Annotated in this window: 13 protein-coding genes; 1 reads left to right on the plus strand and 12 read right to left on the minus strand. The window is 62.7% G+C overall.

Annotation, left to right across the window (positions count from 1 at the left end; all coding sequences use genetic code 11):
* Window positions 1–218, plus strand: a 218-nt coding sequence (locus tag ACTD9P_RS23610; protein ID WP_438869587.1) for a hypothetical protein, incomplete at its 5' end; no start/stop codon positions are given.
* 122 nt (window positions 219–340) lie between these two features.
* Here the strand turns inward: ACTD9P_RS23610 and ACTD9P_RS23615 are convergent.
* The 12 genes from ACTD9P_RS23615 to ACTD9P_RS23670 form a co-directional block, all read right to left on the minus strand.
* Window positions 341–1,321 carry a LysR family transcriptional regulator gene (locus tag ACTD9P_RS23615; protein ID WP_438869588.1) on the minus strand — a complete coding sequence of 327 codons (981 nt, stop codon included), beginning with the start codon at window positions 1,319–1,321 and terminating at the stop codon, window positions 341–343.
* Between the two features lie 53 nt (window positions 1,322–1,374).
* On the minus strand, window positions 1,375–2,316 hold the full coding sequence (locus ACTD9P_RS23620) for a peptidylprolyl isomerase (protein WP_438869589.1): 942 nt from the start codon (window positions 2,314–2,316) through the stop codon (window positions 1,375–1,377).
* Complete coding sequence (locus ACTD9P_RS23625; protein ID WP_438869590.1) at window positions 2,313–2,792, minus strand: YbjN domain-containing protein; 480 nt, start codon at window positions 2,790–2,792, stop codon at window positions 2,313–2,315. Before ACTD9P_RS23625 ends, ACTD9P_RS23620 begins: the two co-directional genes overlap by 4 nt.
* A gap of 19 nt (window positions 2,793–2,811) precedes the next feature.
* Window positions 2,812–3,441 carry a DNA repair protein gene (locus tag ACTD9P_RS23630; protein ID WP_438869591.1) on the minus strand — a complete coding sequence of 210 codons (630 nt, stop codon included), beginning with the start codon at window positions 3,439–3,441 and terminating at the stop codon, window positions 2,812–2,814.
* A gap of 18 nt (window positions 3,442–3,459) precedes the next feature.
* Window positions 3,460–5,160, minus strand: a complete 1,701-nt coding sequence (locus ACTD9P_RS23635; RefSeq protein ID WP_438869592.1) for a putative porin — start codon at window positions 5,158–5,160, stop codon at window positions 3,460–3,462.
* Window positions 5,161–5,202: 42 nt separating this feature from the next.
* The gene (locus ACTD9P_RS23640; protein ID WP_438869593.1) at window positions 5,203–5,904 is read right to left on the minus strand and encodes an energy transducer TonB family protein; all 702 of its coding nucleotides are present in this window, start codon (window positions 5,902–5,904) and stop codon (window positions 5,203–5,205) included.
* A gap of 3 nt (window positions 5,905–5,907) precedes the next feature.
* Window positions 5,908–6,333: an ExbD/TolR family protein gene (locus tag ACTD9P_RS23645; protein WP_138815084.1), complete on the minus strand. Its 426-nt coding sequence runs from the start codon at window positions 6,331–6,333 to the stop codon at window positions 5,908–5,910.
* A gap of 11 nt (window positions 6,334–6,344) precedes the next feature.
* Entirely contained in the window at window positions 6,345–8,144 is a 1,800-nt protein-coding gene (locus ACTD9P_RS23650) for a DUF2341 domain-containing protein (RefSeq protein WP_438869594.1), read from the minus strand.
* A 23-nt stretch (window positions 8,145–8,167) separates the two neighbouring features.
* Window positions 8,168–9,748, minus strand: coding sequence for a ShlB/FhaC/HecB family hemolysin secretion/activation protein (locus ACTD9P_RS23655; protein ID WP_438869595.1), 1,581 nt, complete (start codon window positions 9,746–9,748; stop codon window positions 8,168–8,170).
* 62 nt (window positions 9,749–9,810) lie between these two features.
* Window positions 9,811–10,404, minus strand: coding sequence for a transposase (locus ACTD9P_RS23660; RefSeq protein WP_438869598.1), 594 nt, complete (start codon window positions 10,402–10,404; stop codon window positions 9,811–9,813).
* Window positions 10,405–10,841: 437 nt separating this feature from the next.
* Complete coding sequence (locus ACTD9P_RS23665; protein WP_438869596.1) at window positions 10,842–23,465, minus strand: filamentous hemagglutinin family protein; 12,624 nt, start codon at window positions 23,463–23,465, stop codon at window positions 10,842–10,844.
* Between the two features lie 227 nt (window positions 23,466–23,692).
* Window positions 23,693–24,865, minus strand: a complete 1,173-nt coding sequence (locus ACTD9P_RS23670; protein WP_438869597.1) for a substrate-binding domain-containing protein — start codon at window positions 24,863–24,865, stop codon at window positions 23,693–23,695.
* Window positions 24,866–25,584: the final 719 nt, after the last annotated feature.

Here is a 25,584-nt window from a genome sequence, read left to right on the forward strand (position 1 = left end):
GGCTTGCTCGCGAATGCGGTGGGTCAGTGACAGATGAATTGACTGACACACCGTATTCGCGAGCAAGCCCGCTCCCACAGTTGACCGCATGCAGTTTTGAATATGAGATCGACTGTGGATTTGCATTCACTGAAGAGCTCCCACCTTTGACCGAGTATGGCTCTGCTGTTGCTCTGGCCCTTACATCCTTTTCGATGACGAAGTCAGCGGTCTTTTGATCTGCGCTTGTGATCGTGATCTTTATCTGAAATCGACCTGTCAAACACGATGGTCCAAATCACTGTCGGATTGCGGGCATGCCGAGCCGTAGCGAGATAACGGATGTATCCCCAGCAGCCCGTCAATCAAACCACTCCCGTCGCCCCTCAAACGTGCCCACAATCAGTTCCACCACCATCCGCACCGCCTCGGCATCATGCACCTGCGCATTCACCGCCAGCCATACCTGGCGCTGCATGGTCTCGCCCATCAACCCCGGCAACGCCACCAACCCACGGTCAAAGCTGCCCATGTAATGCGGCAGCAGACCAATGCACGCGCCGCAACGAATCATCTCCAGCATCAGCGAATACGCCTGCACTTTCACCACCGCTGCCAAGCGTTGCTCAACCACGCTGTTCCAGGGCTGCAACGCCTCAACCTGCACATCCGGCTGCCATTGCACCAGCATGTAGTCGTCAAGGTCTTCCACACTGTCCGGGCGCGTGGTTAACCGCGAATAGCGCTTGGCGATATGCGGTAAATATTGCAAAAGCGCCAGGCGCCGTGGCGGTTCGGTGGCAAAGCTCGGCCCAGGCACCGGCCCGTCGGCATCCGACAGCCATAACACCACGTCCACATCCACCGCCTGCAACGACAATTGACTGTCAATGGAGATAATTTCCAGACGCACACTGGCATTGCGGCGCAACAATGCGATCAGGTCGCGGCCAAGAACGTCATGCAGGATCGGCTCGGCAACGGCCAGGCGTATCAGCGGCTGTTGCACCATCACCGGCACACGCCGCTCGCGGGCCAAGGTCACCAGGTGCGCTTGCAGTTGCAGGCCGTCACGGCTCAGCGCCAGGCCATTGCCTTGATAGCTGAACAGTGAACGGCGAAGTTGCTCTTCCAGCTGCGCCAGGCGCTTGCGCAGCAGCGTGGCCTTGATATTCAAACTGCGCGCAGCCTGCATAAAACAGCCACACCGCGCGCTGACCAAAAAGTACCGCACCACCTCCGGCTCGATCTCTGCGGCCAGGGCCAGCCAGGCGCTGCGCGGCTCGTTTGGCGCGCGATAAGCTGCCGCCCCCTGGGGGCCGGACGGTTCTAGATATGCCATGGGAGACTCCCTGTCGTGTCGGTCGATGCATCCAGTGCGAAGGCAGGCCGGGGTTATTCCAGCACCTTGTTCAGCGCGGCACCGTCAATGCTCAAGGTCGCGGTATTGAGCATGCCTTCCAGGTAAGCCTTGGCGATCTGTTCCTGGCGTTGAGCGCGCAAGGCGTGGGTGAGACGTTCGCGCAGCTCATCTAGGCTGGCGGTGCGTGCCGGTTGCTGGCCGGTCAGTTTGAGCACATGAAAACCGGCCGCGCTTTGCAGCGCATCCGACACCGCGCCGACTTTGAGGCGCGAAACCACGCCACGTACTTCCGGCACCAGTTGCTGCAACGGTTGCAACCCAGAGTCACCGCCTTGTTGAGCGGTGCCAGGGTCCTGGGAATATTGCGTGGCCAGGGCGGCAAATTCAGCCGGCGCAGCCTGGGCTTTGCGGCTTAGTTCCTGGGCCTGGCGGCGCACGCTGTCGAGGTTTTGCGGATCATTCACGGCGAGGAAAATCTGGCTGACCCGGTACAACGGCGGCGTCACCCATTGGGCCTTGCCACTGTCGTAGGCCTGTTGCAATTCAGCCGCGCTGGGGTAGTCGGCCGGCACCTGGCTGACCGACAGCATGTAGTCACGGAACACAATCTGTTCGGTGGCGGCGCGGGTCTGTTGCTCCACCTCCGGGCGCTGACGCCAGCCTTGGGCATCCGCCTGTTCGAGCACGGCCTTTTGCGCCAGGCGTGAACGTATCCAGGCTTCCAGCGCGCCACGGTTACCGCGCAATTGTTCGCGGGTTTCAGCCGGCAAGCTGGCCATCACGCTTTGCAGTTCAGGCAGGCCGATCTGCTGGTTGCCCAAACGCGCCACCGCCGGGCCTGCGCCTTCGGTGTTCACGCCCGGCGCCGGCTGCTGAGCAGCGACCGGGTCAGCACCCGGTCGCAGACTCAACCCTACCGCCACGGCCAGCAATGTCAGCGCACCGGCGCCGACCAGCAGGGTTGGTTTTTTCACAGGACAGGCGCCTCTTCATCCACCGGCGCCGCGGCAGCCTGGGCCTGCAATTGCGCGGCTTGCTGGCTGTAATCGCGCAGATACACGATAAATTCCTGCAGCAACCGGTCCCACAGTTCCAACTGGCTGCGCAGGTGCGCGGCGCCCACGCCGGCCACCACCACATCCATTTCCATCAGCAAAAATTCGCCCTGCAACGACAGGCGGGCAAAGCGCCGCGAGGCGTTCCATACCTCGGCCAGCCCCTTGGGCAGTTCACCTTGTACCCGCAGCGCGCAGCTGTAGGTGAAGTCCACGTAGCTGCCCTGCTCGGCCGCCGCGTTGCCGAAACGCACGGCAAAACCGATGCCCTGGCTGGCGCTGAGCAGTTGCACGATGCCGTTCTGTTCGGTCTGGTTGACGCGGTAGCCGGCTTCCTGCAGCAGCTCGGTGAGGCTTTGCGGGGTGACGCTGGTGATCAGTTGAACATCGCTCATAGTGTCTCTTCCTTGTTGATCATTGATTAAGGGCGGTGTGCGGAGCATCAAACCGATTAAGGTATAGCTCATCACCAAAACCCTGGGCCAATTCCTCGAACTTGACCCGCGCGCTGCTGGCGAACGGTTGGCGGATGCTCATCACCTCGGCCACGTCGATTTTTTCGTAGGCCGCCAGCAGTTGCTTGGCCACGCCGTACATCTGTTGATTCTTGGCTGAACATTGCTGCACTTGTGTGTCACGTTCGCTCAGTTGCGCCTGCAAGCGGGCGCGTTCGGTTTCCTTGCCCTTGGCCAGCACCAGCAACTCGTCATAGGCCTTCTTGAACTTGCCGACCTGCTCATTGCTGGCCGCCACCTGGGCTTGCGCCTGGCTGTGCAGGCTCTGCTGCTGGCCGGCCATCTGCTCGGCTGCACCACGGGCCTTTTCCAGCTCGGCGCTCAATTGCTTGATCTGTGCCTGGGCCTGCCTGGCCTGGGTTTCGGCGGCAATGCGCGCGGCACTGGCCTGGGCCTGCTCGCTTTGCAGCGCCTGCAACTGCTGGGTGGTGCTGCGCAGTTGCGTGCGCAGGCGCTCCTCCATGCCTTCGGCCGAAACGCCCGTGGCCACCAGCACCAGCAACAGCCCGCCTAAGATTCGCGTGTTCATGTGGCATCTCCCTGCGCATCAAAAGCGCGTGTTGAGTTCCAGTTGCATCACATCCACTTCAAACGGCGCGCCATACACTTCGGAGGCGCTCAACCAACGGGCGCTGGCGTAGATGTTCTTGTCGATGCCGTAGTTGCCGCCCACGAAATAGCCCTTGGCGTTGGTGCCGCCCAGGTGAAACGAGGAGTCATTGAAGCCATCCGGCAAGGCGTCGGGCTGGATGTATTTGTAGCCGGCCAACAGGTTCCAGTCGCCGCGCTTGCGCATCTCGAAGGCATTGCCGAGGGTGAACTGCACCATCGCCGCATTGCCGCCGCTTTCAAACTGGCCCTTGCTGTTGATGTTGTTGACGATCTGGCCTTCGCTGCGCTTGAGCATTTCGCCCTTGTCGTAGGCCAGGTTGTGGATGTAGTTGCCTTGGGTGCGCAGCTTGAAGTCGCTGGGCAGCTCGGCGTCCCAGGCCAGGTTCAGGTCGAGCACGTCGAACTTGGAGGCCAGGCCCACAAACTGCGGCTGTGGGGTCAACCCAGGTGTGGCCGGGTTGGGGGTGATATCGCGCAGCAGGAACACACTGTTGCCCTTTTGCATAAAGGCCAGGCGCGAGCCATCGGTATCACACGCAGGCTGACCCGCCCACGGGCTGCACGGGCTGGAGCGTTGGCCTTCGATATCGTCAAAGTGGTAGTACGCCATTGCGCCCTTGAGGCTGTTGCTGCGGTTGATCTTCCAGTTGGCGCCGACCTGCCCGCCGAACAGCCATTTGGTGTCGCTGTCTTCCTTGTCGAAACCATTGCTGCTGGACGCGTCGGAGGTGTATTCCACGGGGAATACGCCGAGGGTGCCGAACACGCCCCATTCACTGCTCAGCGCATGGTTGAAGTTGGCCGCGATGCCGTCGAAGTTCAGGTCCGGCGAGTACAAAATGTCGGTGGAATAAAACGGGTTGGCGAAACGCCCGGCGGTGAGGGTCACGTCCGGGGTAGCTTTCCAGCTCAGGTAACCCTGGTCGAGCCAGATATCCTTTTTACCGAAGCCACCGCCCAGGGTCTGGGTGGTGGACACCGGGTTATTGTCCGAGCCGGTGCCGATGCGAATACCGGCGGTCCACTCAGGTGTGATCACTGCTTTCATGCCCAGGCGGGCACGCAGGCGGAACAGGTTTTCACGGTCTTTGTTGGCGTTGAGCAACGGCGGCAGCTTGGTGTTGGTGTCTTTGTTAACGTCATACGGGCCGCTTTCATTGAGCTTGGCGTAGTCGACGATTTCGTTGCTGTTGTTGCCCGAGAAGTAGCGCGACTCGTCACGCAGGCGAATATCGCCGTCGAAGCTGACACGCGACACCCAGTCCGGGAAGGTATTGGGCTGCGCCCAGTTTTCCTGCTTGGCGGTGGCCATGACTTCGGCCTTGACCTGGTCACGAATCTGATCACGCACCGCTTGCGGCACATACTGCACACGCACATCGCCAGGCGCCGCCGTAGGGCCGCTGGCAACCACCGGCGCAGCCGCGGCTTGCCGGGCCTGCTGGGCTTGTTGTTCGGCCTGGGCGATCAGCCCGTTGGCGGCGTCCTGGGTCAGCACACCTTGCTGCACCAGCAGGCGGATCAGGTTGATCGTGACGTTTTCCGACGGCGCAACCGGGGCAGCCGTCGCCTGGCCGACCAGGGTCGCGATGACCATGCCGACCGCCAGGGTCAGTCGATTCACGGGGGAAATCATGTGTACGCAACTCCTGTAAAAAACTGCAAGAAATGGGTGTGATCAATCCGGGCGTCGGCCCTTGAGCGACAGGCGCACCGGCATCGTCACCGCTGCCGGAACACGTTGTGAGGCATGGGGCGCACGTAAGGCGGCGAGCACTTGCGCGTCGGTCTCGGCATCGCCGCTGGACTTCACCAGCTCTGCACGCACGACCTGGCCCTCGGCGCTCAGCCACAAGTCGGCCTGCACGGCGTACGCCTTTTTGCGCAACTCGGGGTCATCCCTCAGCAGGCGCTGAAACAGCCCTGCCAGGTACTGTTTGTAAGTGCCAGTGCCCAAGCCGCCGCCACCGGAACCGGCCATGCCGCCGCCCTTGCCGGCGCCGATGTTGAACGCGTCGTTGCCGGACTGCGCATCACCATCGATCTGCATCGGGTTGGCCAAGTCATCGGCGGGCGAAGGTGGGGCCTCTTCCACCGGCTTGACTTCTTCGGGCTCAGGCGTGGGCACCGGCTCCGGGATTTTTTCTTCAACCTTGGGCTCCGGCTCCTTGGGTTTTTCCGGTGGAGGCGGCGGCGGTGGCGGCAACGGAATAATGGTCGGCACCTTCGGCGCTTCGCGGCGCACGCCACTCATGTCATTGGCCCACTGCCACAGGAACCAGGCAGCCACGGCGGCCAGCAGCAGGCCGGCGCCCCACTTCAGCGGGCGCAGCAACCTGTTCTTCACGGGCATGGGCGGGATCGGCATCTGTGCGGTCATGGCTCAACCCTGGCCCGGCTTGCCGGTGACCAGCCCGACCTGGGACAGCTCCAGCCGGCGCAGCAAGTCGAGCACCTCGATGACCTTCTGGTACTGCACCATGGCGTCGCCGCGCACGATCACCGGAAAGTCCGGGTTCTGAGCTTTCTCGATGCGCAGGCGCTCTTCCAGCTCACCGAGCGTCACCGGGTAGGCGTCGAGGAACACCTGGCCGCCGTCGTTGACGGAGATGGCCTTGGTCTTGGCCTCGGACAGCGACACCGAGGCGCTGGCCTTGGGCAGATGGATCTGGATACCCGACACCTGGGCGGTGGCGGTGAGGATAAACATCACCAGCACCACCATCAGCACGTCCACCAGGGGCGTGATGTTGATCGTGTCGACGGCGGCGTCATCGTCATCGTCGTGGGCGGCATTCACGGAAGCCATACTGATTCTCCTCAGGCCGGAACGGAGGCGTGGTGGCCGCGCGAGTGCGCGGCTTCACTGAACTGGCTCTCGCCGTGCATTTCCGCCAGGCGGGTGATGAACTCGTCGACAAATACGCGCATATCGGCGCTGACTTCCTTGTTGCGCGTGATCAGGCGGTTGTAGCCAAACAGCGCCGGAATCGCCACGAACAGGCCCATGGCCGTGGCCAGCAAAGCGGCCGCCATGCCGGGGGCGATGGCGTTGATGTTCACGTCACCGGCCATGGCCGTGCCGAGGAACACCACCATGATCCCCAGCACCGTACCCAGCAGGCCGATGTAAGGGCCGCCGGCGATGGCATTGGAAAGGGTCGACAATTTGGAGCTCAGAGCCTGGTTTTCGCGGGTGCGCACGCCGTCCATGGAACAGCGGATCGCTTCGATGGTGGCCGCCGACACCGATGAGGTATCCGCGCCCTGGGCACGGCGGGTGCGGATCTCCTTGACCGCCACCAGGTACAGGCGCCAGAGCGAAGAGTGACCGAGGCGATCGGCCAGTTGGGCGTCATCGGCATACATTTCCAGGCGGGTGCCGATCTGCGCAAAATGCTCACGGAAGATCTCGTTGGCACTGCTCACGCGGCCGACCTGACGGTTCTTGCGCAGCATGATGAACCACGACTGAACCATCATCGCCACCAGCACCAGGATGATCACCCAGGCGTCAATCGGCACGGCCTTGAGCAAAAAGCCCAGGCTGCCGAAACCGAAGCCCGACTGTTCTTCATCCACGCCATACGCCACCAGCCTGGATTCGGCGCCCTGGGCACTCGCATCGGCCAGCAGCAGCGCGGCCGGGCGCGACACTTTGGACAGGCGCAGCTCATCCATGGCGCCGGCAAACGGCAGGTGCGTACTGCCCGCCTCCGGCACATCGGCACCGATCGCCGTCTGTGTAGTGAAGGCCGGCACGGCCACGGCCAGGTTCGCGGTTTCGCGGCCATTGACGTACAGCGCGACCTTTTCGCCCTCGGCGGTGAACGCCAGGTGTTGCCACTGGCCTGGGTTCAACGGTTGGGTGGAGACCGCGCGCTGGCCGTCGACTTCCACAAACGGCGTGCCTTGGTTCAAGCCCAGCAACAGGCTGTGGGGGCCATCGCGACGGGCCAGGACGATTTGCTCGCCACTGGCCTGGTCCAGGCGCAGCCAGGCACTGAAGGTCAATGCACTGCCGGCGGCGTGTTGCAGGGATGGGCTGGCCGGCAGCATGAGCGGCTGGCCGCCAAACTGCAGGGCGCGGCCGATCACGCCATCAATGCTGGCGCCGGTGGCGTTCAGCGCGGTGTTGCTGTAGGCCGTGGTGTCCCGGGCCGGGGTGCCGTTGGCGCCGTCAAAATGGTAAACGCCGGTGTAGTTCGGGTCGAAGGTCAGTTGGCCGTTGGCGATGGCCGGGGCTTTTTGATTGCCGTAGTACATCCAGATTTCCTGGCGCTGGCCGCCTTCGACCTTGGGCACATCAACCCAGATCAGCGCCATGCCCATCAGCGGGTCGAAGCTTTCGATCTGGTGATTGAACACAGTCTTGTCATCGGCGCTGACAAAGCGCAAATCACTGCCATCCTCCTTCACCCCATCGAAGGTGAAGTTGCCGGTGTGCAGACGCACCAGCAGCGCGGTACGGCCCAGGGCTTGATTGATGGCCGCGCCTTGGGCGGTGGTGTCCACGGTAATCTGTTTGCGGTAGTGCCAATCATCCTGCCACCAGGCATGGGCGGTGGCCGGAAGCGCGAAGCCCAGGCAGATCAACAGGCTCAGAAATAGGCGTTGCATGGTGAAGTCTCCGGGAGAAAGGGTCAGAAAGTCGCCTGCACACTGAAGTGCAGTCGCGAGTCCTGTTTCTGGGTGTTCGGTCCATCGAGCAGCGGGTAGCCCCAGTCCAGGCTGCCGGATAACCATTTGCTCAAACTGGCGCGGGTGCCGAGGCCGACACTGGCCAGGCTGTATTCGTCTTCTTGCTCGGCCAACGGCTTTTGCAGGCGCAGGCGCGCGCCTTCGGCGAACGCGTAGAAGCGCCATTCCTGCACGTAGCTGCCAAGAAACCTGGCCAATGAGGGCGTGCGCATTTCCTGGGAGAACAGCAGGCCCTCGTCCCCCGTACGCTCTGCCGCCAGGTAGCCGCGCACCGAAGTGGCGCCACCGGCGGAATACTGCTCGTTGGACACCAGCGGCCCGGAGGCCAGTTGGAAACCGCCCTTGGTCGCCGACTGCCAATCACTGGCGAAGGTGTAGGTGTAAGTGGTATCGCCTTTGAGCACCGCAAAACTTGGGCTGGCCTTGTAGCGCTTGTATTCGAATTCCTGGGCATCGCTGCCGTAGCCGAAGAACGCACGGGTGCCGACCACCAGGTTCAAGCCCAGGCTGAGGGCCGATTGCTCGCTGTAGCGATAGCCGTTGTAGCCGAAGGTGAACGGCGCATATTTGAGCGGCACCTTGTCGGCATTGCTGCCCAATTTGAGCTGCTCGTCGAAGTCTTTGAAGTCCACGCCGAAGGAGAACGAATTGGCCCAGTTATCACTGGCCGGCAGGTTGTAGATCGCCGACACACCGTAGGAATGGCCTTTGCCCAAGACGTTGCTGCCGCCGATGGTGGCGATGTTGCTGTCGGACTGGTAGCCGGAGAACTGCAAGGTCCAGCGCTCATCCAGCGGCGCGCTGTAGGAACCCGACCAGACCTTGGCATTGCTGCTGTCCTGGGGCGCCGTGAAGTAGGTCAGCGAGATGCTGTGGCCCAGTTGCCAGAGATTGTCGTAGCCCAGGGTCGCCACCGTGCGCAGCTTCTCGGTGTCGGCGCTGTAGTCGTTGTTCAGGCCGATGCTGGCGTGCCAGGGGTTCTGGTCTTCCACTTGCAGGTCCACGTCCATGGTGCCTGGCCGCGCGCCTTCGCGTACCAGCGGCGTGACCTGGCGCCCGACGCCCCGGTTAAGCCCGGCGAGCTGGGTTTGCACACTGGCAAAATCCGGCACCGCGCCCTCCTTGAGCGCCGGCACGTCTTCGCGAATTTCCACCGGCGAATAGTGTTTGGCGCCGACCACGCGCACGCGGCCGACCTTGGTTTCGCTGACTTGCAGGTAGACGATGCCGTCATCGACCTTCTGCTCCGGCAGCTCCACAAACACCGACTGATAGCCACGCGCCTGGTAGATCTTTTGCAGCGCATCGCGAGCGCCTTCGATATCGCCGAGGGTCTTTTGCGGGCCCAGGAACGGGTACACCGCTTCCTCGATGGCCGCCGCATCCAGCACGGTATTGCCGCGCACGAAATATTCGTTGACGTCGACCCGCCGCGCTGCGCCCTCCTCCTCGGCCAGCGCGGGTTGGGCCAAGGCCCCCAGCGTCAGGCACAGCGCCAGCGTTGACTTGAACAGATGCTCCACACCGCCCCCTGGTTGTCTAAAAAAGTTGCGCGCCTTCACCGATTGCACGGCGTTCGGCCTGCTCAATTGCTGGTGGTCGAAAGATGGCTGTGCCGGGCCAGCCAGGTGTGCAGCAAGGCAAAGTTCAGTGAGAACTCCGGCATGTGCAGCAAGGCGCCACAAAACACTTCACCGATGATTTTCTGGATCAATTGCACCGCCTGCGGGTTGTTCAGCAGGCTGGCGATGTCACGCTGCAGGGCGTGCAGGCTCCACACCTTCTGGGTCAGGTCGAGGCCGACAAACCAGCGAAACAGCAGGTTGTAATTGAGCTGCTCGTGCAGTTGCTGTTCGCTGGGCACCGAATACAGCAGCTGCAGCAACAGGATGTGCACCACGGTGTGCGGCGCGATCAACATGCCCGGCTCGGGCTGGAGCCAGTCGCGGTACTGTGCGAGCACCTCGTCGATCTGCGGGCGCAACAACACCAGCGAGTGGCCCGCCGGAATGTAGCTGGAGACTTCCTTCAAGGCGCCTTGCCAATCGTCCTGGGAGACGATCCACACCCACGGCGCGCCGTAGCGGTATACCGAAACCGGCTTCTTGCGCGCGGCCTCGACGATCTTCGACAGGCGCTGATCGAGCTCCTGCATGCCGACTTTCGAATAACGTTCCATAGTTCCCATTGCCCCACTCCTGGCGTCCTGCTGACGGCTTTGGAGGCGACTTTTGATCGCCTGCAGCGCGTTACATAGGCAAGACGGGAGTGGGTGGGGGCTACCGAACTTTTGTCATGAAAGCTTCATTTGGGATTGGGTGGGGGGCAATTTTTGCTGGGGGAAAGGATGTAAGGGCCAGAGCAATAACAACAGCCGACTTCATTTTCAGAGCTGCACGCGGTCAACTGTGGGAGCGGGCTTGCTCGCGAATGCGGTGTATCAGTTACAGATGAATTGACTGACACACCGCCTTCGCGAACAAGCCCGCTCCCACATTTAGACCGCGTTGCATCAGGTAGAAGCCGCCGTTACCGCAGCAACGGATATACACACGCAAAAAAAGGGGCAATCACCGATCGCCCCAAACCTTACAACGAGAGGTCCCGCAAAAAACCTTACAAACTAATCTGCCTACGCTCCTCATCAGTCAATCGCGCACGCGCCTGTTCACTCAAGGGCCCGGCTCCCAACACCTGCACCGGGCTGCCGGGGTTATACCCCGAGGTCTTTTGCTGGCCCGCAGGCTGCGGCTCACGCTCCACCGGCTCAGCGCCAAAACCCAACACCTCCACCGTCACGATCGAAGCCCTGCCCTGCTTCGCCGCCGCCTGCTGACTGCGCGCCGCGTCCTCCGCCGCCTGGGAAGCCGCCGCCCCCGCCGCACTCGCCGAGGTCATCGCCCCGGTGTTGACCGCCGCCGTCACCGGCACCCCGGACGACTTGCCCTGGGTCTGGATATTGGCCGCGTTAACCACGCGCAACGCCGCAATGTTGACGTTGCCCGAAACACGAATCCCCGCCTCGCCCGCATCAATGGTGCCCGCCGGCGCCAACAGGTCGATATCACCGGCCGGCACCTCGGCAATCGGCGCCAACGTCGCAATACCCGCCCCCGCGCTCGGCACGTTGGGCGACAAGGTCACATTGCCCCAGTTGTCATACACACGTTTCGGCGGGGTATAGAGCACGGTGGTTTTCGATCCCCGACCGGCGTTGATATCACCGGCATCGGACCACGCCAGAATCGAGCCGCCAAAGGTGGTCATGATGCGGCTCTGGCCCAACAGGATGCTGCCCTGGGCATACAACTGAATATCCCCGGCACCCTGGGTCAGCACCCCCGCCGTCGCCGGCGGCGCAGTCCCTTCAATACCGAACACCTGTTGCCCGCCAGGGCTGAGCATTTGGATATCGCCGCCAAACCGGGTATGCACCCCGGCACCGCCATACAGGGTGATATCGCCGTCATACACGATCGGGTTGCCCGCCACGTCCTTGCTCGGCAACAACCCGTCGATCGCCGCGCGACTGCGCAAAAAGCTGCCGGAACGCGGGCCTGCGCTCAGGTTGAATTCACGACCGCCCGCGCGCACTTCAGCGAAGTACACCGAGCGCGCAAAAATGCGTTGCTGCTCAGGCCCCAGGCCGGCGAAGTACGCCCGCGCCTGATCGGCATCACCACTGAAGGCATAGCGTTCCTTGAGCCACTGCAATAGCTCGGCCTCGTAGGTTTTCACCACCTTGCCCGTCTGCCCGGCCAGAGGCACACCTTCGACCGCTTGGTTGGCGCGGTCCAGGTAAGGCGTGACGAACTTCAGGTAATCCAGGCCATCAGGCCCTACCCCGGCTTCCAGCACGATAGACGCACCCGGTCGCGAATCCCCCACTGCCACCGGGCCCAGGCTGGTAATGGAGGCCTTGTCTTCCATCAACAGATTACGCCCGGCACTGACTTCCAGGGTGCCGGGGCCGGCGACGTTGAAGCTGCTGTAGATAATGTCGCGTCCGGCAGACACCACCGAGACATCTTCGGGGCGGTTGTGCACGAACAGGTTGCCGCGGCTTTCGCCTATGTAGTCGCCGTTGTCAGCAAGCAACGCCGGAAACACCGTGGATGTGCCCAGATACGTGCCTGAGCCGACAATATCGCGCCCCGCTCGCATCCACACCGGACCTGCGGATTCATAGCGGACCTGCCCTTGCCGACCGCTGCTGAACGTGATGATTTCACCACTGCGCAAGCCGACGATATCCCCTTGCCCGGCATAAAACCTGGCCGGCTGTGTCTGTGCCGGCGGGCGCGCAAGATCGGTTGGGCTGCGCAAGGCAAACAAGGAAAAGTCAGCCTGTATCGCGTCACCGCCCAGGTTGTCGATGACGCGATTGAACCCGTTCCTGCCGACAAAGGCTGGCGCCAAAGGCGTCGCTATGGAACCCAGGCTGTCACCTGACTGGTTGACTGCATAGCCACTGGCGTAGATGGAATCGCCGGCCAACATCGCCAGCCGCCCCTGGCTCGATGGCGCCAGCAATAGTGAGTAAACGGGATTATTGGGCAGCGGGCCAACGCCCAACGCGGACGCGCCGAGATAGATGCTGCCATTGGCTGCCACCACGCCCAGTTTGGAAGGGAAGATAAAACGCCCATCGGAGCTTGAGTAGTTCTGCCCTTGCAAAGGCGCAAGGATGCCTGACCTGGCAAGCGACACGCTCTGCACGCTAGGCGTCAAACTGCCACCTGCGGAAAAAAGGTCAATGGCCGTGCGCTCAGTCCACAGCGAGAACCAGGTGGTCCCATTGCCATAGTCTGTGCCGTTGTAACTGAACGCCTGGGTATTTTCGGTAGAAACACGTCCTGGATCGCCTGTCCCCGCCAGCACCAAGTCACCTCGGGTCGACAGGTTGGCCGTGGCGTCCCCCAACATCAACGTGATCCCGCCCGTGGCCGTGCCCAGGCTTGCGGTATACGGTGAGTAAGCACGGTTGTCCCTGGCATCCTGAGATCCGGGCACTTCACCGTAGTTCAAGGCAATGCCCCCCAGGCTGCCTGCTTGCAGGTTCAATGCACCACGCAAGTTGGTCAGTACGCCGTTGAGGCTGAGCACCTGCGCTTTATAATCGGCTGACAACGTAGCGGATTTATCGCGGCTTGCGCGGGCATCCAGCCCGGGGTTCAAATCACCGCCCATGCGCACATCCAGATCACCGCCACCGGTCAGCAGCAATTGCCCGTCGACCACCCGGCCAGTGCTGCCAACAGCGAGCACCAACCCTTCGCTGCGCGGTGCTCTGACTGCACCAGGATCGCCGCGACGAGCAAGCATGCCGGCATCGCTGCCCAAGTCCAGGGTCAGGTTGCCACCGCCCAGTGTGCCTACACCGGTGAACCCCACCAGGCGTGGAAGCAGGTTTATCTGTGCGCGGTCTTCGAGTTCGATGTTGGCACCACTGTCGCTTTTAACGTAGGTACCAAAATTGATCCACCAACTGGCAGGTGTCGGGGTCACACCCGCCGTGTTTCCGGTACCTTGGCGCCACAACCAATTGCCCAGGTTCGCACTGTTGAGTTGAGTGCGACCGTCATTGGGCATGATCGCGTCGGTGAGCGGCGTCCAAACATCGCCTGTCAGGCTGCCGCCCGTGCGCAACAACACATTGCCGCCCCCATCGGGATACCAAGCGGCATAGGGGCTGCTTTTATCGACAAGCGTTTCATACGCCTTGGCCGCGCTGCCCAGCACCGTTCCATCCGCTGAGGTGGCGCGAGCGCGATCAAACTCAGCGGCGGCACTGCCTGCACGAGAAGCACTGGAGGCGCCGGCGGTATAAATACCATAGGGCGACTTCATCGCCACATTGCCCGCGGCTATCAAGTCCAGATCCCCGGTGCCGGTGCGCAGCACGCTAAAGTGCTGGCTCACGGGTGAGACCCGTTTCACCGGCCCGATGGTGACCTGCTCAGGTATTGCTGGAATCGGTTCGCCCAGAGAAACGCACAAATCAGGGTCGCAGGTGCCTTCGTCCTGAGGCGATACCGGCTGGCCCGGTACAAAGCCGAAGAGTTCCCCGAGGTCGCTCCATACGTACTTGACGCGAATACACATGTCGGGGTCATCACACAATCCCGACTCGGATTGCGGCACTGGAGTCCCGGCCTCGAAACCGAACAGTTCGGCGGCCAAGTCACTCCAGTACCATACCCCACCCGGCCGCGCCGGTTGCGCCGGGATGATGATTTTGTCGTGGGTCTCATAGATCCCGTAGTGCGTGTCGGCCAGGGTCAGGTCGCCGGCGTATGCAGGCTGGATCGCACGGGTATCAGCCGCCTGGGTATCGGCACCGGACACCAGGCGCAACGACCACGACTGCGAGCCTTCGGCCAGCATCGGCGCCACGGCCCAGTTCTGGCGCGCAGTGGCGCCGGTCACGGTGCGCAACGGCACCGACACCGCAGCATTGGGCAACTTGACGTCGGTACCGTACGGAATCAGCGCCCCGACCTTGAGCGCCAGGTCACCGGCCAGCAACACACCGTCCGTCGCACTGCCCGTCACACCCCCACGGCTGGGCAGTGGCACGCCCGCCGGCCAGGTCATGGCGCGCAGCGAAGCCGCGCCGGCCAAGACCGTGCCCGCCTCCAGTTGGGTTCCGGCCGCCAGCACCACAGGCTGCTGCAACAAGGTGCCGGCGGCGTACAACAGGTTGCCGCCACTGTCGCGCACTGCCGCACTCAACACCGTGTTGGCCGGCAGCGTCAGTGGTGCGTCAAGTGTGCCCTGGGTCGGCAGCACAGTGCCTTGGGCCAATGCAGTGGCCTGGATCGGTAACGGGTAATTGAGGGTCTTGCCCGTGGGAAACGCACTGCCGTTGGCGAGGACTACGCCAGGGCCGGGCACAATCACATCGGCACCGAACCCTTGCAGCCCCGGCGTCAGCACCCAGCCGTTATCGTCCGGCGTCTTCGGTGGCGGCGCAAAGCCATCGTTGATGCTGCCGTAGACATCCAGGTTGCCACCGGCACGCACCACCAGGCTGCCCACCTCACCCGAGCCGTACACCGAAGTCTTCGGCGTGTTGGGGTTGACGCTGGCGTAACGGTAGCCGGAAAGGTCCAGGTCGCCGCTTACCATCAGGTCGCCCTGGGTGACGATCTCCACACCTGGGCGCAAGTGGAACGCTTCGGTATAACGGCTGTTGTTCAAGCCCGCGAGCTTGCCCTGCATCAGCCCGGCATTGTTCAAGGCGTTGTTGATGAAGGCCTCGGCAAGCACATGCTTTTGCGTGAGGTAGTTCTGGTCAATCACCTGATACGGTCGGCCACTGGCCGACGGTTCGGTGCCCACCGGCGCATCGCTGTAACGGGCCACCGCGTTTACCGCAATGGAGCGGGCGCCCTGGATGTTGACTTGCCCGTGTGCGTCGATGGCTACGTCATTGGCATTGAGCCGTGGTGCGTTCAATTCCAGCGTGCCGCGGGCCACGCCGTCATAGTGTCCCGGGCCACTGCCCAGGACTGCAGCGGTGCCGTGGCGCAGGTCGATACACGCGCCATCGGCCAAGGTCAATTGACCGTCGCCGCTATTGAGTTCCACCATCGCCCGGTTCGGCGCATCGATGATTTTGCCGTAGCTGTCGACCCGCAATAGGGTGCCGTGCGCATCCAGCAGCGCGCTGCCGGCAAGGGTCAAGCCCTGCTTGCCGGCCAGGCGAATGCTGCCGACCCGCTCGCCACTGGCATCGATCGTACCCAGCACCGTCAGGCTGCCGTTATCCACCGAGACATTGACTTGATTGGCCTTGAGTTCATCGCCAATCACCAGGTTGCCCTGCTTGAGCTGGAAGCTGCGCGAGCCAACGACCTGGCCCTGGTTCAAGCGCTGGTTCAAGGCGGCAAAGTCCCCGAGCTGCTGCGCGCGGATATCCACACCACCGGCTTTGTACGGCACCAGGGTGCCACCGGCATCGTAATAACCGCTGCTGCCGGCGCGAATCTGCCCTTGCAGGTCGACCTGACCCGCAGCGGCATCCACCGCCACAGCTTTGAGCAGGCCGCCCTGGTTGAATTGCGCAGATAAATCGATCAGCGCGCCCGCCGCCTGGCGAATGTTGCCGCGCCGGCTTTCCAGGCTGACATCACCGCCCCAGCTGTATTTGCTCACATCGTTGATCTGCACTTTGCGACCACTGAGGTCCAGGCGCGAAGCCGCACCCAGGGTCAGCTCTTCATCGGCGCTGAGGGTGAGCTTGCCGCTCGGCAGCACCACCGAAGTATCCAGCGCCACGCTGCGCCCGGACAGCAGCAGCTCGGCGCCCAAGGCGTCGATGGCCGCTGCATTTACTGGCGCCGTGCCGCTGACCGGCGCCGTTACAGTCAACGCGCCCCCGACGCTGATGCGATTGACCGAGCCGGCTTCGCCGGTCAACAACGGCGTGCTGATGTTCAGGTTGCCGCCGCTGTAGGCAAAGCCTTTGCCAGCCTCGTAAGCACCTTGCGACTGATGTACCGTCAGGCTGCCTTTGTGGTTGGCAGTGATACGTTCGCTGGCGTTGAGGTTGACCGTGGCGAAGCCCAGCGTCATGCGGCCATTGTTGGCCAGGCTGTCGGGCTGGGCATCGCGGCCATAACCGAACGCGATGCGCCGGGCCTGCAGCTCCAGAGTGCCGCTGCCGGTGCCCGCACCGTTGCTGATCACGGCTGGCGGCGTGCTGGTGGCGCCGCCCCATACCAGGGTGCCGGTCTGGATCAGCGCCACATCACTGGCGCTGCCGTACCCATAGATCGCAGGCGTGGTCAGCAGCAACTCATCGAGCAACGACTTGCCCGAACTGTCGAGGGTGCTCAGCGTGGTGCTGCCATAGAAATTCAACGCTTGCCCGGCGGTCAGCGTCAGGCTTTGCAAGGCCGGCGCACCGCTGGAAGCATCGCCGCGCAGCAAGCGGGCGAGCACCTGCTGGTTGAGGGTCAGGCCCGACGGCAGCACACCACGCGCAGCGGCGTCAGCCAGTGCCTCGGCACTGCCGACGTTGATCCCACCCACCGCCAGGGCCAGATGGCGGGTGCCATAGCGAACGCTGTCACTCAAGGCAAACCGGTTGGTGGTGGCAAAGGCAATCGAACCTTCGGAATAGAGTGATGCGTCGCCGCCGCAGGCACCCAGGCTGCATTGGCCGATAAGGATGCTGCCCGGCCCACTGGGGCCGTCACCGTTTACCGGCGCCAGCATCTGCAAACGTCCATTGGAGACTGCCAACACGCTGCGGGTGCCCGGCCGGTAGATAAAACCATCATCGGAGTCATAGGCGGCCTTGCCGCGCCCCAAGGTATTGATCGACGCGCCTTGCTCGATTTCAATCGCGCCCGAGGCCCTGCCCGACACCAGGAACACTTCCGGCGCCGCCAGGGTCGCGCCCTGGCGCACAACCACCGAGCTCGCAGTGATGGCTGCCAGGTCGGACCTGACGAAGTTGCCACCTTGGCCATACACCACCGTCAGTTCACCGCCCACCACCAAACGGGCAGCCCCCAAGGCATTCAAGTCGCTGGCCCGCACCGACGCCATCAACGCAGCGCTACTGGCCGCTGCGGTGTCAGAAACCACTTCTATGTCGCCACTGGACAGCACCGCAACAGTGGCACCAAAACCGCCCTGCGCGGGTTTGAAGCGCCCCTCACCGTCAAAGCTGAACCCCACATCTTTTTGCCCGCCCACCAGACGCAATCTCAGGGTCTTGGCATCTGCTTCAAGCGCAGCACGTGGCACACCCAGGCGTGCCGCATCAGCGCGAATAAAGTCTGCGTAAGTGGTTTCGTTGTACTGGGAGTAACGGCGCACTACCTCAGCCGGCGTGACAATCAACTGGCTCGATAAACTGTCACGAATGCCGGTACCGGCAATCGACAGCAAGCCTTCGGTTGACCAGGAACCGTTATTCATGGCCGCGGCGCGCTGCATAGCGCCGCTGGCGAACGGCGCGGCCAAGCCGTTGACCTCCAACCGAAACGCCCCTGGCAACAGAGCGTAAGTGGACGGCAGCAAGGTGTAGGTACCCGGTGGCAGGCCAGGCACACCCGCACCGATAGTGATTTGCTGGCCAACCAGAGGCTGGATCGCGCCCGCTTCGCCGCCGCTCGGCGCTACCCAGGGTTGGCCGCCGGGGACAATCGCATAGACCGGGTTAGTGGCCAGGCCCGGTAAGGAAAAGCCTCCGTCCGCACCCATTTGCACCAAGGGGTTGTAGCGCGCATCCGTGGAACCGCCGCGCCCGGAAACGAATGCCGCACCAAGCAATTGGCCGCCACCGGAAAGATCCAGCACTGCGCCCTGCTGCACATTCAGCGAGCCGCCCGCCAGTTGCACGCCCACCGCCGCATTACCTGTGCTGCGGGTACCGCCAACGCCCAGCAATTCCACCTGCTTGCCGTCGTAGCGCCAAGTCACACCGTCGACGGTTCCACCGTAAGGCAGCACCAGGCCACCCGCGCTGACAGAGGTCAGGCTGCCCGGCAACAGATTGATCACTTTGGTAGCGCGCGTAATGCCGCCGTCCACGCCCAAGCTGAGGCTGCCCATAGGCGCGCGCAGCACACCGCCTTGTTCGATGGTCGAGGCGTTCAGCGATAGGCTGCCGAACACTGAGTAAGGCAGCGCCGGCTCCGTACTGCCCACCCGGCCAATGCGCAGCGTACGCGCCGGGTCAAATTCACCGCCGGTGTTACCTGCCGTCACCTCGGCAACGGCCCCGGTCGCCGGGTAAATCTGCGCGGCGATCAGGTTCAGGTCGGCTTGGGTGGTCAGGGCGGTTTGGGTTTTGTCAGCGCTGCGGGCCAGAAAGCGCATATCCCCCTGGCTGACCAAATGAGCCTGGTCAAAGGCCCGCCGGTCAACACCGTCGGCCAACGCTTTGGAGCGCTCGGCATGGGCGCCGAAATTCACGCTATCACGCACATCCAGCACGTTCGACGCTTCAACGCTCAACAGGCCAGCCGCACCTTGAGTGGAAACGCCACCCTGGACCGTCGGGCGCACCAGGCTATCGGTGGCGCTGTTGTTGTTGCCCACCCCGGCAAGGCGCACATAGGGTGCAGTCAAAAACACCTGAGAATGCTTCGCGGCGCTATCGGTCAAGGCCATGGCCCCTGAATACAGGCTCAGGCTCTGCCCCAGACGCAAGGCCACATCACCGTCAAAGCTGATCAGGCCGTTGCTCAGCAGCGACAAGTTGTCAAAACCTGCGGCGCTGACCTGGCTGGCCGTCAACCGTCCGTGCCCGTAGGTCAAGCCGCCCGCCACAGCTTCGGGCGTACTGCCGATCGGTAAAGGCGCGCCTGAATCGGCGGCACTGACGATCAATTCACGCGCCTGGCGCACACGGGCAACGGCGGTATCGAGGTACAACGGCGTTTCCAGGGCCACGTTCAGGCTGCCACCCGCCGCACCGGCGCCGCCGCTGTTGGCGCTAAGCGTGCCGTCCAGATAAAGACCATTGTTGGAAGCCAGGGAGATGGTGCCGCCACGGCTGGCAACCACAGTGGGGCCGGCACCGGAAAGGTCCAGCGAGGCCTGGCTGCCAGAGGCGTCCAGGCGTGCGCCTTCGCGCACCACCACAAACAGGTTGGCCGCGCTGGCGACGCCAGTGGCCGGGTTGGCCGCGCTGGCGACGCCAGTGGCCGGGTCGATCACCCCGCCAATCACGAGAGTGCCGCCCTGGCCCACCACACCGTAGCGCCGCCCCAGGCTGTCGAGGGCCGTGGCTGCGCGTGCGGCCACATCCAGCACAGCATGCTCACCGACCCAGATCGAACGGTCGTGACCTTTGGCCTCAACGCCATCGGCCACCGTGGGCTGTACGCTGACGCCACCCAGGGTGATATTGCCGCCCCAGGCATTCAACGTGCCTTCCACGGTCAACTGGCCAATGCTGCGCACGCCGATGGACTGGCCCGGATCCACGATGATCACCGCACCCTGGCCAATGCGCGCCTGCACCGCCGCCATCTGCGCGGCAGTGGACAATTCAGTACCTGCTTGCAGGCTCAGGCTCGCGCTTTTGCGCAGGGTCAACTGGCCCTTGGTGGGGGTTTCGCGGTATTGCGGCGGGGTCCAGATTTGCAGTGCGCTGCGCGGGTCGGCGCCGCTCACCAGGTTTTGCGCGGTGTCATTGAGGCGGTACACCGGCGCAGTCACGTTGACCTGAGTACCGTCGGCCACTAACAAACCTTCGTTGCCGGTGATGTCGTAGGCACCAAAGCCTTTGTTGAAGAACCCGCTGTCGAGTTGCAGCGTGCCCGCTTGGGGCGCGGCAGGCAGATCACTGATCAGCACCTTGCCGGCCTGCACACTCAAGCGCCCGCCGCCACTGACGCCATAGCCGAGCAACTCGCCGTTAAGGGCCAGGTTGCCGCGACTGTCTGCGCTGTTGGCGTTGGCCGCAAGCGTGACGTCGCCGCCCTTGCCACCGATCAACTGGTTCCTGGCATCCAGTGCCGCACCGGAAGACACGTCCACCCGGCTTCCTGCTGCCAGGCTCATATCGCCACTGCTGCGCAAGGCCACGCTGCCGCCGTTGAGGTAGGGCAACCGGCTGCTGTCGCCCGCACTGAGCAACTGGTTGCTCCACAGACCGCTGGTATCCAGCGACACGCCGTTATTGACGATCAAGCTGCCGCGACCGCCAAGGGTCACGTCGTTCTTGCCGGTCGGCGTAATCTGCGCCAGCACGTTGCCCAGCTGCAGGGTGCCGGAATGCGCGGTGAGATTGGCGTTGACCTCGATCCTGGGCCCGAACAAGGTGATGTCACCGGCGGGCTCCACCTCCAGTGCGCCATTGACCAGAATCGAGCCGGTGCTGGCGACCTTGATTGATCCCAGTTTCGTCGCGCTCAACGCCTCACTGTCCAGATACAACGTGGACACCCGCTCAGCCGGCAGTACGCTGTTCAATTCCAACCCGGCCGCGACCGCAGCGGCCCTTGGCCCCAACACCACGTTCCTCACCGTGTTGGCGTCTGCGCCCAAGGCATACTGCAACTGGGCGCTGTCCTTGACGTAGTACGGCACGTAGCTGCCCACCACCAGGGCGGCGCCACGGGCCACGGCTTTTTGCGATTGCAGGTAACCGTCCAGGCCTTTTTGCGCAGCCTGGGTCTGGCGCTCACCTTGGTAGGTGTCGCCCACAACCTGCCCTTCCAGCACGGCACTGGAGGTGCTGACGACCAGCCGCCCGGCATCTCGCCCGACGGTATAGCCGGCTTCGCTGCGCTCACGCGGCGCGATCAGCGGGTTGTAGTAATAGTCGGTCACGCCCCAGCGCTGGCTGTGGTCTTCGTAACCCTTGTAGATCCCGGTATAGAGCAAATCCCCCGGCGCACTGGACAGCTCGTACAAGCGCCCATCAGGGCCTTTAAGCCAGGTTTGCTGGATCTTGCCAGCCTGCACATCAAGGGTGCCGCCCGACAGGTTGATCTGCGAACCTTGCCGGGTCACCACGTCCTTGCCGCTGAACGTCACCGTACCGCCCTGGGCCATCCATTCGCCAATACCGTGGTTGCGCGTGCCCAGATAGCCGCCCACTTCCAGCAGGCCACCTGCCGTATACCAACGGTCGGTGGCATAACCGTTGGTGCCGGCCGGGACAAAAATCAGGTCGCGGACATCCACCCACACATCGTTGTTGTTCAGCGCTTTGCCGTCACGGTTGACCGCCGCGTCGCGCTGCTCGTTACCCTGGATATTGACTTTGACGCTATTGGACTCCATCGCCAACTTGACCCCGATGGCGCCGGACACGTCGATCACTGCGCCATCGCGCAGCAAGGTGCGCTGCGCGGCCTTGACGCCGACCTGGCCACCCGTCGCCAGCGTCAGGGAGCCGCTGCGAAAATCCACCGTGCCGTCACTGGTGATTTCCACCAGGGATTGGTCGCGGCGATACACGTCAGCCGGCACGACGTTACCGGCCTGGTCAGCCGCCGGGGTGATCAACCCGGCACGCTGGCTGTCGAGGGCGTTGCTGCTGTCGAGCACAATGGCGCTGAGGCTGCCTTCGCCCAAACTCACACCGGCGTTGTTGCCGGTGCCCTTCAAATGCACGGTGCCGCGGGCTTCCACCGAGGAGCTTGAAAGCACTACGCCGTTTTGCAGCACCTGCTGACCGGTCAGGGTGATGTCCCCCGTAGAGGCCTGGATCAACCCCGTGTTGCTGACCTTGCCACTGCCCGTGACGCTGACTTCGTTGCCGCGTGTAGTGGAGCTGACATTGCCGTCGGTGCTGTAGCCCTTCTTGATCACAAAGCTGTCGCCGGCCGCCAGAAGGGTCTGGCCGCGTGCAGTGGAAATGCTCCCGGCGTTTGCCACCTCTTTACCCAGCAACAGCACATAACCGCCACCGGCAGTCGACGTGGCGGGCACCTGGGTCTGGATCTGCGCGCCGCGCTCGACGGTCACATTGCCGGCGGCCTGGGCAAAACTCGGCGCGCTGTTGCTGGCGCTGTACAGGCCCCTGGCGGTGAATTGCTCATCGCTGAACCCGGCAGCCGCCGCCACCAGATTGCGCACATTGACCTGGCTGCTGCCGCTGAACACCACGCCGTTGCCGTTGACGATCATCACCGTGCCGTCGGCCTTGATCGCCCCCTGGATCTGGCTCGGCGCGGTGCTGTTGTTGATCTTGTTGAGCACCGCCCAATCGCTGTTCTGCTGGAACTGCACGGTGGTATCGCGGCCCACGTTGAAGGTTTGCCAATTGAGGATCGCCTTGTCGGCCGTCTGCTTGATCGACACCAGCGTCTTGCCGTTGGCATCGGTCTGCACCGGCCCTTCGGCATTGACGAACAGCGGCTTGCCATCTGCGCCAATCACCACGTTCAAGCCATTGCCACCCAGGCCGTTGTGGATGCTCTGCGGCCCCGCACTCGCGCTGCTTCTGGCGGCGGCCTGCACGGCCTGTTGCGCGGCAATCGCGGCGACGCTGGTATTGAGGTTCTGCAAGGAGCGTTGCAACTGCTCGTTACCGCGTTGTTGCTGGGACAGCGGCGGCGGCGTTCCCGGCATCACCACACCCGGGCGTGCGCTGCCGGCCGCCTGCGCTGCACCCTTGGCGGCAAACCAGCCCGAACTGAACGCCTGAGGCTGCGCCGCGTGGGCGCCACCGGCAAACACCAGCAGCGCAATGACCTGGGCCAGGGGTTTGAGGAGTAACACTTGACCTGGGGTGGCAGGCAGCTTCAGTCGGGAACGCATCACTTACAGGTCCTTTTGACGGGGCAGGCGAACGACGGGCACGCAAACACTGCGCAGCCACGTGTCGGGGTTATTGCTTAAGGCAGTTGCCGGGGGGCGCGACCGAACTGTTGTCACACAATGTTCACGCAGTACGGTTCAACTGGTCGGTTGGGCGAGAAAACGACAAAACCGGCAATGACGCGAAGTCATTGCCGGCTGTGGGGCAAACCCTGTCGAGACGGGGCTTACTGCGGACGGCCAATACCGTTGCAGGTGTTGGTGTCGCCCAGGCGCAGGGCGCTGGTGGTGGCGTAGAAGTTGTCGTGGACAGCTTTCTGCCAAGTAGCGGACAACGGGATGAACGAGTGGCTGCTGGTGGTTGCGTTGTTCAAACCGGTGTAGTGACGGTTCAAGAACACACGGATACGCGCGGTGTCAGTGGTGTCTTTGTAGCACTGGCTGAAGACCAGGTTGGTGTAGCCCACAATGGGGTAGCCTGCGGTAGGGTTAGGAAACGTAGGGACCCAGTTCAAAGGATTTTTGGCTTCGTCGCTGCCAAGAACCGGAGGTACAACACCGTCAAGGCTGGCTTGAACGTTGACTTCAGTCGGCAGGAAACCGTTGACCGAAGCAACAGCGGCAGCGCTGTTGAACTGTGCATAGTCAGGGCTGACGTAACCGATGGCACCGTTGTTGTTGGTAATGGCAGTGGCGACACCTTGGCTGCCGGTGACAGCGATATAGCTTGAGCCGGCCGGGGCGCTGGTGGCTGGGTCAAAGCCGATAGCGGTGACGAAGCTGTTGCTGACAGCCGGTACCGAAGCAGGTTTTACCGCCTTGAGGTGGTTGGTCAGGATCTCGGTAGTGCCGCTGGTTTCCTGGCGATAGACCACTTTGATCTGCAGGTTTGGACCCGCAGCCCCGTTGAACAGCACCTGGTTCCAGTTAGTGATTTTGCCGGCGAAGATATCAGCCAACTGAACACTGGTGAGCTGCAGAGACGTCTTGCCGTCGATATGGTAAGGCACCGTCACCGACGTGGCTTCGGCGGGGATTTGAATCAATGGGCCGTAGGCACCACGGCCGTTAACGGCGTCAGCATTGTAAGCCGCCAGTTCCGCAACGCTAACGATCGAGTCGCTGCCCGCATAGTCAACGGTGATGCCGGCAGCCAGTTTCAGCTTGGTCGAATCATTACCGAAGAAGGCCTTTTTGCCGTCGCCACTGCCTACACCGATGTAGGGGTTAAAACCAGGGACGGTGGCAGAGAGGATGCCGGTAGCCGTGGTCGAAGTGGCCGTGCTGCCGTAGAGTTTTTCCGGCAGGGTGGCACCGCCACCGACCACTGCGGCCATGGATTGGGCGGAAGCCAGTGCTGCAACTACCAAAGAGGCTGCGATCATAGTGCGCTTAAACATGAAGAATCTCCTTTCGTCGTGTTTGTACGTTTGGGTAGATGGCTCTTGCATGACGCTATGGCTTCGGTCCCAAGCCGTGTTCCGGGGGTGGCGAGGGTTGAGGCCATGGATAGGAAATTTCGCAGCATCCGATGACAGCAAAAGGAAAAAACCTCGGGAGGAAGCGCTTGATTTTACGAAAGATTCTCGGGTGTTTTGGTCATGCTTTTGAGTGGTTTCGGGGCAAGTGACAGCGGGGTTTCAGCGGGGTTTGACTGGACGCGGTGTGGGCTGTGTCGTGGTGGGTTGGATGTGACGGAATGAGGAACCCGAGGTTGGGGGGATGGGTTGCCTGCGATAGCGGTTTGTCGGTGTACATATCCGTTGCTGCGGTAACGGCCGCTTAGGGTTCCGCTCTTACAGCGGGTCACTTTTGGCAAACGCCCGGAATGCCGGCCCAGCCAAAAGTAACCAAAAGGTCTTCGCCCCACCACTCGGCACCTCGCTTAGGCTCGGTGTGCCAGAACGAAGGCCATCGTGGTTAACGGGGCGCCTCAGATCAAAATCAGAATCTACAGCACGGCGGCCTGAAAGCCGACCTGAGTGGTTGAATCCAAAGCCTGATCAAGTGCAAGGCAAAAGCCTATCTACCTGATGCAACGCGGTCTAAATGTGGGAGCGGGCTTGCTCGCGAATGCGGTGTGTCAGTTACAGATGAATTGACTGACCCGCCGCATTCG

It is taken from the genome of Pseudomonas onubensis (assembly GCF_965653655.1).
Lineage (GTDB): Bacteria > Pseudomonadota > Gammaproteobacteria > Pseudomonadales > Pseudomonadaceae > Aquipseudomonas.

Coding starts and splice junctions, on each gene's coding strand:
- ACTD9P_RS23615 (WP_438869588.1), bottom strand. CDS start 1,321: ATGGCATATCTAGAACCGTCCGGCCCCCAGGGGGCGGCAGCTTATCGC.
- ACTD9P_RS23625 (WP_438869590.1), bottom strand. CDS start 2,792: ATGAGCGATGTTCAACTGATCACCAGCGTCACCCCGCAAAGCCTCACC.
- ACTD9P_RS23630 (WP_438869591.1), bottom strand. CDS start 3,441: ATGAACACGCGAATCTTAGGCGGGCTGTTGCTGGTGCTGGTGGCCACG.
- ACTD9P_RS23635 (WP_438869592.1), bottom strand. CDS start 5,160: ATGATTTCCCCCGTGAATCGACTGACCCTGGCGGTCGGCATGGTCATC.
- ACTD9P_RS23640 (WP_438869593.1), bottom strand. CDS start 5,904: ATGACCGCACAGATGCCGATCCCGCCCATGCCCGTGAAGAACAGGTTG.
- ACTD9P_RS23645 (WP_138815084.1), bottom strand. CDS start 6,333: ATGGCTTCCGTGAATGCCGCCCACGACGATGACGATGACGCCGCCGTC.
- ACTD9P_RS23650 (WP_438869594.1), bottom strand. CDS start 8,144: ATGCAACGCCTATTTCTGAGCCTGTTGATCTGCCTGGGCTTCGCGCTT.
- ACTD9P_RS23660 (WP_438869598.1), bottom strand. CDS start 10,404: ATGGAACGTTATTCGAAAGTCGGCATGCAGGAGCTCGATCAGCGCCTG.
- ACTD9P_RS23665 (WP_438869596.1), bottom strand. CDS start 23,465: ATGCGTTCCCGACTGAAGCTGCCTGCCACCCCAGGTCAAGTGTTACTC.
- ACTD9P_RS23670 (WP_438869597.1), bottom strand. CDS start 24,865: ATGTTTAAGCGCACTATGATCGCAGCCTCTTTGGTAGTTGCAGCACTG.